The following is a 13,840-nucleotide window of genomic DNA, read 5'->3' as shown; positions in this document are numbered from 1 at the left end:
CACCTAACTCGAGGTGAGGGGTTTTACTGCGTGTAAGAGTAAAATGAAGAGGTGCAAATAAATGAAACAAAGTATGGTATTCAGTCCTACATTACGTGAAGTTCCAGCTGATGCTGAAATTAAGAGTCATCAGCTATTACTTCGTGCAGGTTTTATGCGTCAAAATGCTTCTGGTATTTATAGCTTTCTACCATTTGGATTAAAAGTATTACACAAAGTAGAACGTATCGTTCGAGAAGAAATGGAGCGCGCAGGAGCTGTAGAATTATTAATGCCAGCTATGCAAGCTGCAGAATTATGGCAAGAATCAGGTCGTTGGTATTCTTACGGATCTGAATTAATGCGTATGAAAGATCGTAACGCTCGTGAATTCGCATTAGGAGCGACACATGAGGAAGTAATTACGGATCTTGTGCGTGATGAAGTGAAATCATATAAAAAATTACCGTTAACATTATACCAAATTCAAACAAAATTCCGTGATGAGCAAAGACCTCGTTTCGGCTTATTACGTGGAAGAGAGTTTCTAATGAAAGATGCATACTCTTTCCATGCTACACAAGAGAGCTTAGATGAAGTATACGATCGCTTATATAAAGCATACTCTAACATTTTTACTCGCTGTGGCTTGAATTTCCGTGCAGTTATTGCTGATTCTGGAGCAATGGGCGGAAAAGATACACATGAATTTATGGTATTATCTGATGTTGGTGAAGATACAATTGCATACTCTGACACATCTGATTATGCAGCAAACATCGAAATGGCTCCTGTTGTAGCTACGTATACGAAGAGTGACGAAGCAGAAAAAGCACTTGAAAAAGTAGCAACACCAGACCAAAAAGCAATTGAAGAAGTATCTGCATTCTTAAACATTGCAGCTGACAAGTGCATTAAGTCTATGGTGCTTAAAGTAGATGAGAAATTAGTAGTTGTACTTGTTCGTGGTGATCACGAAGTAAACGATGTGAAAGTGAAAAATGTATACGGCGCTTCAGTTGTTGAGCTTGCTTCTCATGAAGAAGTAAAAGCATTATTAAATTGTGAAGTTGGTTCATTAGGACCGATTAATGTAACAGGTGATATCGAAATTATTGCTGATCACGCTGTAGCATCAATTGTTAACGGATGTTCAGGAGCGAATGAAGAAGGGTTCCATTATGTAAATGTAAATCCAGAACGTGACTTTAAAGTAAGTCAATATACAGATTTACGCTTTATTCAAGAAGGAGACCAATCTCCAGATGGAAACGGAACAATTCTTTTCGCACGCGGAATTGAAGTTGGTCATGTATTCAAATTAGGAACTCGTTATAGTGAAGCAATGAACGCAACATTCCTAGATGAAAATGGAAAAACACAACCACTTATTATGGGTTGTTACGGTATCGGTGTATCTCGTACAGTAGCAGCAATTGCAGAGCAATTTAACGATGAGAACGGCTTAGTTTGGCCAAAAGCGGTAGCACCGTTCCATGTGCATGTAATTCCAGTAAATATGAAATCTGATGCACAACGTGAAATGGGTGAAAATATCTACAACTCATTACAAGAACAAGGCTATGAAGTGTTATTAGACGATCGTGCAGAACGTGCAGGTGTTAAATTTGCAGATGCAGATTTATTCGGTCTTCCAGTTCGTGTTACAGTTGGTAAAAAAGCAGACGAAGGTATTGTAGAAGTGAAAGTACGTGCTACAGGTGAGTCTGAAGAAGTAAAAGTAGAAGAACTTCAAACATATATTGCAAATATTTTAAAATAAGAAGAGGTACCTCGTAATGGGGTACCTTCTCTTTCTTTGTAAACGTATTTTGTAAAAGAAGAGGTGAGAAATCTTTCTTTGTGGTACGTTTCAATTTATAATAGCAAATGGAAGGAGAGTGCTTATGTCTTTAACAAATGAACAACAAGAGCGATTTCAAATTTTGCTCCAGCAGTTGCAAATACCAGACGACCTTATAAATCAATATTTACAAGGCGGTGGTATTGAAAGGCTCGTTATTGATAAAGCGAATAAAAGTTGGCATTTTGATTTACAAGTGCCACGTATTTTGCCTACAGAATTATATGAATTGCTAGAAACAAAGCTTAAGCAATCATTTTCTCATATTGCAAGAACAACATTTGCATTAGAAACAGAGAATAAACAATTTACAGAAGAAGAAGTGAGGGCGTATTGGCCGCTTTGTACGGAACGAATTACATTTTCACCTATGTTCGCATACTTAAAGAAGCAGCTTCCACAGGTGAATGGAGTGAAGTTGTTAATAAATGTAAATAACGAGCTGGAGTCTACGGCTTTAAAGAAAAACGTTGCGAAACCAGTAGGGGATCAATACGAAGTTTTTGGATTCCCGCGTTTTCAGTTAGACACACATATACAGCAAAATACAGAAGAAATGCAAAAGTTTCGTGAACAAACGCAGCAAGAAGACCGTGAGCGTGTTATACAAGCTATGGAAGAAATGGCGAAGAAGCAAGCTGAAGAAAGCAGCGTTGTGTATGAAGGACCGATTACACTCGGGTATCTTATTAAGCCAGATGAAGAGATTACACCGATGCGAGAAATTCAAGATGAAGAAAGAAGAAAAACGGTTCAAGGATATGTCTTCCATGTAGAAACAAAAGAGCTTCGTAGTGGGCGTACGTTATTAACTTTAAAAATAACGGATTATACGGATTCTATTATGATCAAAATGTTCTCGCGTGACAAAGAAGATATTCCAATGCTGCAATCCTTGAAAAAAGGAATGTGGGTGAAAGCGCGTGGTTCTGTTCAAAACGATACATTCGTTCGAGATTTAGTAATGATTGCAAATGATATTAATGAAATAACAGGACCGTCTCGTAAAGATAAAGCACCAGAAGGCGAAAAACGAGTAGAGCTGCATCTCCATACTCCGATGAGTCAAATGGACGCTGTCACTCCAGTTTCTAAGCTTGTTGCTCAAGCTGGTAAATGGGGACATGAGGCTATCGCGGTTACAGATCATGCCGTGGCTCAGTCCTTCCCAGAGGCGTATTCTGCAGGGAAGAAGGCTGGTGTTAAAGTTATATATGGTGTAGAAGCAAATCTAGTTAATGATGGTGTACCGATAGCGTATAACGAAGCGCATCGTTTACTTGCAGAGGAAACGTATGTTGTTTTCGACGTTGAGACGACAGGTTTATCAGCTGTATACGATACAGTCATTGAGTTGGCTGCCGTAAAAGTAAAGGGTGGCGAAATTATTGATCGCTTTGAATCTTTCGCAAATCCACATCAACCATTATCAGCGACGATTATTGAATTGACAGGTATTACGGATGATATGTTAACTGATGCACCTGAAGTGGACGAAGTGTTTAAAAAGTTTGAGGAATGGATGGGCGACCATACACTTGTTGCCCATAACGCGAGCTTTGATATGGGCTTTATTAACGTAGGTTTTAAAAAGGCTGGACTAGAAAAAACGAATAATCCAGTTATTGATACGTTAGAACTTGCACGATTTTTATTCCCAGAAATGAAAAATCATCGATTAAATACGATGTGTAAAAAACTTGATATTGAATTAACACAACATCACCGTGCGATTTATGATACAGAAGCGACGGGATATTTACTTGTGAAAATGTTGAAAGACGTAATTGAAAAGGGATTTGAATATCACGATCAATTAAATGATAGCATGGGACAAGGGGATGCGTATAAGCGTGGCCGTCCAAGTCATATGACGTTACTTGCCACATCAGATGTTGGATTGAAAAATTTATATAAACTTGTTTCATATTCTCACCTTAATTACTTTTACCGTGTACCACGTGTGCCGAGATCACTATTAAAAAAATATCGTGAAGGGATTTTAGTAGGAACGGCTTGTGATAAAGGTGAAGTGTTCGAGGCAATGATGCAAAAGGCACCTGAAGAGGTAGAAGAAATTGCCCAGTTCTATGATTACATTGAAGTAATGCCTCCAGAGGTGTTGCGTCATTTAGTAGAACGTGAGCTTGTTCGAGACGAAGGTCAATTAAAAACAATTATTTCTAACTTAGTAAAACTAGGTGAGACGTTAGATAAACCAGTTGTTGCTACAGGAAACGTGCATTATTTAGACCCTGAGGATGCGATGTATCGTAAAATTTTAGTCAGTTCGCAGGGCGGAGCCAATCCGTTAAATCGACATTCATTACCGCCAGTACATTTCCGTACAACTGATGAGATGTTAGAATGTTTTTCATTCTTAGGTGAAGACAAAGCGAAAGAAGTTGTTGTAACAAATACACAAAAGATTGCGTCATTAATTGGTGATGTGCATCCAGTAAAAGACGATCTATACACACCGAAAATTGAAGGTGCTGATGATGAAACGCGTGATATGAGTTATAAAATGGCGCGTAGCATTTATGGTGAAGAGCTACCGGAAATTGTAGAAGCACGTTTAGAAAAAGAATTAAAAAGTATTATTGGGCATGGATTCGCCGTAATTTATTTAATTTCACATAAGCTTGTGAAGAAATCGTTAGTAGACGGATATCTAGTAGGTTCGCGTGGATCGGTAGGGTCATCATTTGTTGCAACGATGATGGAAATTACAGAAGTAAACCCATTACCACCACACTATGTATGTCCGAAGTGTAAGCAATCAGAATTCTTTAATGATGGTTCTGTAGGTTCTGGTTTTGACTTACCAGATAAAGAATGTCCTGCTTGTAATATTCCATATGTAAAAGATGGACATGACATTCCTTTCGAAACGTTCCTTGGATTTAAAGGAGATAAGGTGCCCGATATCGATTTGAACTTCTCCGGGGAATACCAACCACGTGCCCATAACTATACGAAAGTACTGTTCGGTGAAGACTATGTATATCGTGCAGGAACGATTGGTACAGTTGCGGAAAAAACTGCTTACGGATATGTAAAAGGTTATGCAAATGATCATAACTTAACGATTCGAAATGCAGAGATTGATCGCTTAGTAGCAGGGTGTACCGGTGTAAAACGTACAACAGGACAGCATCCAGGCGGTATTATCGTTGTGCCAGATTACATGGATATCTTTGATTTCTCACCAATACAGTACCCAGCTGATTCAATTGGTGCTGAATGGAGAACAACGCATTTTGATTTCCACTCGATTCATGATAATTTATTAAAACTTGATATACTAGGACACGATGATCCGACCGTTATTCGTATGTTACAAGATTTAAGTGGTATTGATCCGAAAACAATCCCAACGGATGATCCAGAAGTAATGAAAATTTTCTCTGGTCCAGAATCGTTAGGGGTAACGGAAGAGCAAATTAACTGTAAAACAGGTACACTTGGTATACCAGAGTTTGGTACAAAATTCGTAAGACAGATGTTAGAAGAGACAAAACCGACGACATTCTCAGAGTTAGTCCAAATTTCTGGACTATCACATGGTACTGACGTATGGCTTGGTAATGCAAACGAGTTAATTTATAACGGTACATGTACGCTGAGCGAAGTTATCGGTTGTCGTGATGACATCATGGTATATTTAATCTATCAAGGTCTAGATCCATCATTAGCCTTCAAAATCATGGAGTCGGTTCGTAAAGGTAAAGGTGTACCGGAAGAATGGGAAGAAGACATGAAAAATAATAATGTACCAGGTTGGTATATTGATTCATGTAAGAAGATTAAATACATGTTCCCTAAAGCCCATGCGGCTGCTTACGTACTTATGGCTGTACGTATCGCATACTTTAAAGTACATTTTGCACTGTTATTCTATGCCGCATATTTTACAGTTCGTGCAGATGATTTTGATGTAGAGGCAATGGCGAAAGGTTCAGCATCTATACGTGCAAGAATTGATGAAATTGCTCAAAAAGGATTGGATGCAGCGCCGAAAGAGAAAAGTTTATTAACAGTACTAGAAATGACACTTGAAATGTGTGAGCGTGGATACTCATTCCAAAAGGTGGATTTATACCGCTCACATGCAACAGAATTTATTATTGATGGAGACACATTAATTCCTCCATTTAATGCGGTACCTGGTCTTGGTACAAACGCAGCTTTAAGTATTGTGGAAGCACGTAAAAATGGAGACTTCTTATCAAAAGAGGACTTGCAGCAGCGTAGTAAGGTTTCGAAAACAATTATTGAGTATTTAGATAGTCAAGGTTGTTTAGGAGATTTACCGGATCAAAACCAGTTATCACTGTTCTAGTAGGTAGGAAAAGTCTTTGCAAATCAACATTTCCTATGATATACTATTAACCGAGATAACCATGTCATGTATATTGTGTAAAGAAAAGAGTGGGGAAACCCACTCTTTCGTGTTACTATCTATGTTTTCTCTACGTAGATAGGTAAAAGATTTCTGTCGTATATACATATTTTGTTACAAGTTTTACTTCTTAAATTTGGTAATACTAAGACAGATAATCCCTGCTGAACAGCAGGGGCTTTTGTTAGCTAACGAGAAAGAATAAGATAGACCGTTTTTAAAGTGGCGGGGTCTTCTTCTTTTAAATGGTACATGACGGCAGGAAGGAGGCTGTTTATGGATAAGAAAGTCACAGAAGTTGTAGAAGCATTTGCGCAGCCGATCGTTGAAGAGTTAAATCTTGAACTTGTAGATGTAGAGTATGTGAAAGAAGGACAAGACTGGTTCTTACGCGTATTCATCGATTCTGAAAAGGGAGTCGACATTGAAGAATGCGGTGCGGTAAGTGAACGTTTAAGCGAAGCTTTAGATAAAGAGGATCCAATTCCTCATCTTTACTTTTTGGATGTATCATCTCCTGGAGCGGAACGCCCATTAAAGAAAGAAAAAGACTTCCAGCAAGCGGTAGGAAAACAAGTGGCAATTAAAACATATGAGCCGATTGATGGTGAAAAGATGTTTGAAGGAAAACTGCTTTCTTACGATGGTACAACAATAACATTATTATTAACAATTAAAACACGTAAAAAAGAAATCCAAATTTCGATGGATAAAGTCGCAAATGCGCGACTTGCTGTTACGTTTTAGTTAGAAGGGGGATCTTCATGAGCACTGAGTTATTAGATGCTTTGCTCGTATTAGAATCTGAAAAAGGCATTAGCAAAGACATTATTATTGATGCGATTGAAGCAGCTTTAATCTCTGCTTATAAGCGCAATTTTAATCAAGCACAAAACGTTCGTGTGAGCTTTAACCCAGAAGTGGGAACAATTCAAGTTTTAGCACGTAAAGACGTAGTAGACAATGTGTTTGATCCACGTCTTGAAATTTCTGTAGAGGAAGCAAGACAAATTAATCCAAACTACCAAGATGGTGACGTACTAGAAATTGAAGTAACACCAAAAGACTTTGGTCGTATTGCAGCACAAACTGCAAAACAAGTTGTCACACAACGAGTGCGTGAAGCAGAGCGCGGTGTTATTTACTCTGAGTTTAGTGACCGTGAAGAAGATATTATGGTAGGTATTGTACAACGTCAAGATGCTCGTTTCATTTATGTAAGCTTAGGAAAAGTAGAAGCTTTATTACCTGTAAGTGAGCAAATGCCTAATGAGCAATACAAACCACATGATCGTATTCGCGTATTCATTACGAAAGTAGAAAAAACGACAAAAGGACCACAAATTTACGTATCACGTACACATCCTGGTCTTTTAAAACGTTTATTCGAAATGGAAGTTCCTGAAATCTATGATGGAACTGTAGAAATTCGTTCTGTAGCACGTGAAGCTGGCGATCGCTCTAAGATCTCTGTATATGCAGAGAACACTGATGTTGATCCAGTTGGTTCTTGTGTAGGACCAAAAGGGCAACGTGTACAACGCATTGTAGACGAATTAAAAGGTGAAAAAATTGACATCGTCCGCTGGTCAAATGATCCAGTTGAATATGTTGCAAATGCATTAAGCCCATCACAAGTTGTTAAAGTACTTGTAGATGAAGAAGAAAAAGCGACAACAGTAGTTGTTCCAGACCACCAGTTATCATTAGCTATCGGTAAGCGTGGACAAAATGCACGTCTTGCAGCTAAATTAACAGGCTGGAAAATTGATATTAAGAGTGAGTCTGATGCGAAACAACTTGGTATTGTAACAGAAGAAGATAGCGTAATCGCATTTGGATTCGATTCAGTGGAAGACGAAATCGAATAGAGGTGATGAGTATGAGCAATCGAAAAGTTCCGTTACGAAAATGTGTTGCAACGCAAGAAATGAAATCAAAACGAGAGCTCGTTCGCATTGTTCGTTCCAAAGAGGGAGAAGTGTCCATTGATTTAACTGGGAAAAAATCAGGACGAGGTGCTTACTTGTCGAAGGACAAGGAGAGCATTCTTCAAGCTCAAAAGAAAAATGTTTTGGAACATCATCTAAAAGCGAAAATCGACGGTTCTTTATATGAAGAGCTTCTTGAGCTTGTTGAGAAGGAGTCGAAATAAGTGTCCGATTGGAAATCGTTTTTAGGACTAGCAAACCGGGCTCGGAAAATTATTTCGGGTGAAGAACTCGTTTTAAAAGAAGTACGAAGTGGCAAAGCAAAACTTGTATTGCTATCTGAAGATGCGTCAGTAAATACTACAAAACGCATCACAGATAAAACTACGTACTACAACGTACCAATGAGAAAGGTCGAAAATCGACAACAATTAGGGCATGCGATTGGGAGAGATGAGCGAGTCGTTGTAGCTGTGTTAGATGTAGGCTTTGCGAAAAAGCTGCGTAGCATGCTCGATACAAATTACCGGGGGTGAAGGTATGAGTAAAATTCGAGTGCATGAATATGCAAAAAAACATAATATCTCAAGTAAAGATCTTATGACAAAACTAAAAGAAATGAATATCGAGGTTTCGAATCATATGACAATGTTAGACGATGAAGTAGTAAATAAATTAGATAATGAATATCAAACTGAAAAACCTTCTGTTGCAGATGAGTTTGAAGTAGAAGAAAAAGTTGTTCGCAGTAAAAAGAACAGCAATAAGAAAAAGAAAAAAGGCAAAGGAAACGAAGACAAACGTCAAGAGAACTTTGCTGGTAGACAACAAACTCAAATTGTAGAAACACCAGATAAAATTACTTTCTCTGGAAGCCTTACAGTAGGAGATCTTGCTAAAAAATTAAGCAAAGAGCCATCTGAAATTATTAAGAAGCTCTTCATGCTTGGAATTATGGCAACAATTAACCAAGACTTGGATAAAGATACAATTGAGTTAATTGCTAACGACTACGGTATTGAAGTAGAAGAAGAAGTAATTGTAAGCGAGACTGAGTTTGAAACATTCATTGATGAGCAAGATGATGAAGAGAACTTAAAAGAACGTCCAGCTGTAGTTACAATCATGGGACACGTTGACCATGGTAAAACAACATTACTGGATTCTATTCGTAACTCAAAAGTAACTGCAGGCGAAGCGGGTGGAATTACTCAGCATATCGGTGCATATCAAGTTGAAGTAAACGATAAGAAGATTACATTCTTAGATACACCTGGTCACGCAGCATTTACAACGATGCGTGCTCGTGGGGCACAAGTAACGGATATTACAATCCTTGTTGTTGCAGCGGATGACGGTGTTATGCCACAAACGGTTGAAGCAATTAACCATGCGAAGGCAGCAGGAGTACCAATTATTGTTGCTGTGAATAAAATGGATAAACCAGCTGCAAACCCTGATCGCGTAATGCAAGAACTAACTGAATATGAATTAGTTCCAGAAGCTTGGGGCGGAGATACTATTTTCGTACCAATTTCTGCAATTCAAGGCGAAGGCATTGACAACTTACTAGAAATGATCCTTCTTGTAAGTGAAGTAGAAGAATATAAAGCAAATCCAAACCGCTATGCAACTGGTACAGTAATCGAAGCACAGCTTGATAAAGGTAAAGGAACTATCGCGACATTACTTGTTCAAAATGGTACGCTTCGAGTTGGAGATCCAATCGTTGTTGGAACTTCATTCGGACGTGTTCGTGCAATGGTAAGTGATATTGGTCGTCGTGTAAAAGTTGCTGGTCCATCAACTCCTGTTGAAATTACTGGTTTAAACGAAGTACCACAGGCTGGAGATCGTTTCATGGCATTTGCTGATGAGAAGAAAGCTCGTCAAATTGGTGAATCACGTGCACAAGAAGCGTTAGTTGCACAACGTGGTGAGAAATCTAAATTAAGCCTTGAAGATTTATTCCAACAAATCCAAGAGGGCGATGTAAAAGAAATTAACTTAATCGTAAAAGCAGACGTACAAGGTTCTGTTGAAGCGATGGCAGCATCACTTCGTAAAATTGATGTTGAAGGCGTAAAAGTTAAAATCATTCACACTGGTGTAGGTGCGATTACAGAATCTGATATCATTTTAGCTTCTGCATCTAATGCAATTGTAATTGGATTTAACGTACGTCCAGATGTGAACGCGAAGCGTACAGCTGAATTAGAGAACGTTGATATTCGTTTACACCGTATTATTTATAAAGTAATCGAGGAGATTGAAGCAGCTATGCAAGGTATGCTTGATCCAGAATTCGAAGAAAAAGTAATCGGTCAAGCAGAAGTTCGTCAAACGTTTAAAGTAACAAAAGTTGGAACAATCGCAGGTTGTTACGTAACAGACGGTAAAATTACGCGTGATAGTGGCGTACGTATTATCCGTGACGGCGTAGTAATTTTCGAAGGACAACTTGATACGTTAAAACGTTTCAAAGACGACGTAAAAGAAGTTGCACAAAACTATGAGTGTGGTATTACAATTGAGAGATATAATGATCTTAAAGAAGGGGACATCATTGAAGCGTACATTATGGAAGAAGTGAAGCGATGATTATCGCTTCACTCTCATTCGAGTGTATGATTTACGATGTGCATTCTTTAAAAGAGAAACGTGCAATTTTACAACGTGTGTTAACTCGTGTAAAACAGCGCTATAATGTAGCTGTTTCTGAAGTTGGGCACCAAGATGTATGGCAACGTACAGAAATTGCAGTTGTTTCCGTATCCTCAAATCGTGTTATCTGTGAGAAAGAAATGAATCGTGTACTTGAGTACATCGATTCATTTCCTGAAATTGAACGTACAATAACACATTTGGAATGGTATTGAATGAGGTGAAGAGTTATGAAATTACGTGCGAACCGTGTGGGCGAGCAAATGAAAAAAGAATTAGGCGACATTATCAGTCGTAAAATTAAAGACCCACGTATTGGATTTGTTACAGTAACTGATGTACAAGTGAGTGGTGATTTACAAATTGCTAAAGTATATATTTCTGTTTTAGGTGATGAAGAACAGAAAGAAAATACTTTAAAAGGTTTAGCGAAGGCAAAAGGCTTTATTCGTTCAGAAATTGGCCAACGTATTCGTCTTCGTAAAACACCAGAAATTACCTTTGAGTTTGATGAGTCTATCGGATATGGTCATCGAATTGATACACTTTTACATGAAATTAATAAAGACGGTAAACGTGAAGAATAATGGATAGACATTTGTCTATCCATTTTTTCAATGCAAAATAAGTTTTGGATATTTACTACGAGAGAATTATGATGAGGTGAACATATATGGAAGGTGTAGTATTATTACATAAGCCAAAAGGCATGACATCACATGATTGTGTATTTAAATTAAGAAAGATATTGCGAGAAAAGAGAATTGGTCATACGGGAACATTAGACCCTGATGTAACAGGAGTATTACCAATTTGCGTTGGAAGAGCAACGAAAATTGCACAATTTTTAACAAGTGAAACGAAAACATATGAAGGTGAAGTAACATTAGGGTTTTCAACGACAACTGAAGATGCTTCTGGTGAGGTTGTTGAAACGAAAAATGTAGATCGTACTATTACTCGTAAGGAAGTAGAGAAAGTCCTTGCGGAATTAACAGGCACGATTGAACAAATGCCACCAATGTTCTCGGCTGTAAAAGTAAACGGGAAAAAATTATACGAATATGCAAGAGCAGGGCAAGAGGTGGAACGTCCAGTTCGTACAATTACAATTCATGAATTCATATTACTTGATGATCGTGAAGTTTTTGAAGGAGAAAATATTTCATTCCGTTTCCGTGTAACGTGTAGTAAAGGAACATATGTAAGAACGTTAGCTGTAATGATCGGGGAAAAACTTGGTTTCCCATCACATATGTCGCACCTTATAAGAACGGCATCTGGTGAATTTTTATTAGAAGATTGCATATCATTTGAAGAAATTGAAGAAAACGTGCAAAATGGAACAGTAGAGTCTATCTTCATTTCAATTGATGAAGCATTAAGTAAGTTTCCAAAAATGGTTGTAGATGAAAAGCAAGCAGAGAAAATAAAGAATGGTATGTTCTTAAAAAATGAATTAGAAATAACAGCACCATTTATTACAGTGTTTGATAAAAATGATCGTTGCTTAGCAATTTATGAACATCATCCGAAACATCCTGGTATGTTAAAGCCGATGAAAGTACTTGTGAATAATCAAGAACTAAAGCTATAATGAATTATTGGAAGGATTATTACAGAAAAAGGTGAATTCAAGCGTGAAACTTATTCATTTAACTCATCCACATGAACAAAATAAATTAGAATTACCACCTACTGTAATGGCATTAGGATTTTTTGATGGCATTCATTTAGGACATCAATGTGTAATTCGAACTGCGAAAAAAATAGCGGACGACCGAGGATATAAAAGTGCAGTTATGACATTTCATCCTCATCCATCTGTTGTTTTAGGAAAAAAGGATGCGCATGTGGAGTATATTACACCGATGCGCGATAAAGAAAAAATAGTCGAAAGCTTAGGAATCGATATATTATATGTAATTAAATTTGATGAATCATTTGCAGGGTTATTACCGCAACAATTTGTAGATGATTATATTATTGGTTTAAATGTAAAGCATGTAGTAGCAGGGTTTGATTATTCATATGGACGTTTAGGAAAAGGAAAGATGGAGACTTTACCATTTCATGCAAGAGGGGAGTTTACACAGACTGTGATTGAAAAAGTTGAATTTCAAGAAGAGAAAGTAAGTTCTACAGCATTACGAAAGTTAATTCGAAATGGCGAAATGGAGCAAATTCCATCTATTTTAGGTAGAGCCTATACTGTAGCGGGAACAGTTATACACGGCGACAAACGTGGACGTCAAATTGGTTTTCCAACAGCTAATGTAGGTTTAAGTGATGAGTATTTATTGCCACCTGTAGGTGTTTATGCAGTGAGATTAAAAGTTCACGGTGAATGGTACGATGGTGTATGTAATATTGGATATAAACCGACTTTTAAAGAAGATGAGCGTCAATTATCAATTGAAGTGCATTTATTTGAATTTAACAAAGATATATACGATCAAAATGTTACAGTAGAGTGGCATATGCGTATAAGAGCAGAAAAGAAATTCAACGGTATTGATGAGTTAGTTGAACAAATCGCAAAAGATAAGAAAACAGCCCAAGAATATTTTGTGAGCGAAAAGAATATACTTGCTTTTTCAAATGAAAAGTAGTATTCTATGTTATGTACTTTATGACAACCATTGCTTGGCATTGCGACTCACCGACGCTTGCTAGGTAATTGGGGGTTTAATTAATAGGAGGTGAAATAGGATGGCTTTAACACAAGAGCGTAAAAATGAAATCATTGCACAATTTAGAACTCATGAGACTGATACTGGTTCTCCAGAGGTTCAAATTGCTGTCCTAACGGAGCAAATTAACACTCTAAACGAGCACTTACGTACTCACAAGAAAGATCATCATTCACGTCGTGGTCTATTAAAGATGGTTGGTAAACGTCGTAACTTACTAACTTACCTTCGTAATAGCGATATCACACGTTACCGTGAATTAATCACAAAGCTTGGCTTACGTCGATAGTCAAAGAAGCGGGAA

12 protein-coding genes are annotated in these 13,840 nt (G+C 37.7%); all 12 read left to right on the top strand.

The annotated features are described in order from the left end of the window. Nucleotides 1-61 precede the first annotated feature (61 nt). The 12 genes from D1166_RS06805 (at nucleotide 62) to rpsO (ending at nucleotide 13,825) form a co-directional block, all read left to right on the top strand. A complete protein-coding gene (locus D1166_RS06805) occupies nucleotides 62-1,762 on the top strand; it encodes a proline--tRNA ligase (protein WP_097856245.1) in 1,701 nt (566 codons plus the stop codon). 124 nt (nucleotides 1,763-1,886) lie between these two features. Continuing rightward, complete coding sequence (locus D1166_RS06800; protein WP_000060005.1) at nucleotides 1,887-6,188, top strand: PolC-type DNA polymerase III; 4,302 nt, start codon at nucleotides 1,887-1,889, stop codon at nucleotides 6,186-6,188. A gap of 336 nt (nucleotides 6,189-6,524) precedes the next feature. After that, a complete protein-coding gene (gene rimP / locus D1166_RS06795) occupies nucleotides 6,525-6,995 on the top strand; it encodes a ribosome maturation factor RimP (protein ID WP_000359096.1) in 471 nt (156 codons plus the stop codon). Between the two features lie 17 nt (nucleotides 6,996-7,012). Next, entirely contained in the window at nucleotides 7,013-8,119 is a 1,107-nt protein-coding gene (gene nusA / locus D1166_RS06790; RefSeq protein ID WP_000102604.1) for a transcription termination factor NusA, read from the top strand. Nucleotides 8,120-8,130: 11 nt separating this feature from the next. Further along, nucleotides 8,131-8,403 (top strand): RNase P modulator RnpM, encoded by a 273-nt coding sequence (gene rnpM, locus D1166_RS06785; protein WP_000071127.1) that lies wholly within the window; start codon nucleotides 8,131-8,133, stop codon nucleotides 8,401-8,403. After that, nucleotides 8,404-8,715, top strand: coding sequence for a YlxQ family RNA-binding protein (locus D1166_RS06780; protein ID WP_001286524.1), 312 nt, complete (start codon nucleotides 8,404-8,406; stop codon nucleotides 8,713-8,715). It begins immediately after the preceding gene. A 4-nt stretch (nucleotides 8,716-8,719) separates the two neighbouring features. After that, on the top strand, nucleotides 8,720-10,780 hold the full coding sequence (gene infB / locus D1166_RS06775; RefSeq protein ID WP_000036343.1) for a translation initiation factor IF-2: 2,061 nt from the start codon (nucleotides 8,720-8,722) through the stop codon (nucleotides 10,778-10,780). Further along, a complete protein-coding gene (locus D1166_RS06770) occupies nucleotides 10,777-11,058 on the top strand; it encodes a DUF503 domain-containing protein (protein ID WP_000582367.1) in 282 nt (93 codons plus the stop codon). The genes infB and D1166_RS06770 overlap by 4 nt, the downstream gene beginning before the upstream one ends. Nucleotides 11,059-11,073: 15 nt before the next feature. Beyond that, nucleotides 11,074-11,430 (top strand): 30S ribosome-binding factor RbfA, encoded by a 357-nt coding sequence (gene rbfA / locus D1166_RS06765; RefSeq protein WP_000776437.1) that lies wholly within the window; start codon nucleotides 11,074-11,076, stop codon nucleotides 11,428-11,430. A gap of 86 nt (nucleotides 11,431-11,516) precedes the next feature. Continuing rightward, the gene (gene truB / locus D1166_RS06760; RefSeq protein WP_000399348.1) at nucleotides 11,517-12,440 is read left to right on the top strand and encodes a tRNA pseudouridine(55) synthase TruB; all 924 of its coding nucleotides are present in this window, start codon (nucleotides 11,517-11,519) and stop codon (nucleotides 12,438-12,440) included. Nucleotides 12,441-12,483: 43 nt separating this feature from the next. After that, nucleotides 12,484-13,455, top strand: coding sequence for a bifunctional riboflavin kinase/FAD synthetase (ribF, locus tag D1166_RS06755; RefSeq protein WP_000766704.1), 972 nt, complete (start codon nucleotides 12,484-12,486; stop codon nucleotides 13,453-13,455). Between the two features lie 100 nt (nucleotides 13,456-13,555). Further along, nucleotides 13,556-13,825, top strand: coding sequence for a 30S ribosomal protein S15 (gene rpsO, locus D1166_RS06750; protein ID WP_001229392.1), 270 nt, complete (start codon nucleotides 13,556-13,558; stop codon nucleotides 13,823-13,825). The last annotated feature ends 15 nt before the right edge of the window (nucleotides 13,826-13,840 follow it).

The sequence above is a fragment of the Bacillus sp. ISO11 genome (assembly GCF_003458115.1).
GTDB lineage: Bacteria > Bacillota > Bacilli > Bacillales > Bacillaceae_G > Bacillus_A > Bacillus_A cereus.
The sequence above is the reverse complement of the archived record's forward strand: the minus strand, read 5'-3'. Positions and strand labels throughout refer to the sequence as shown.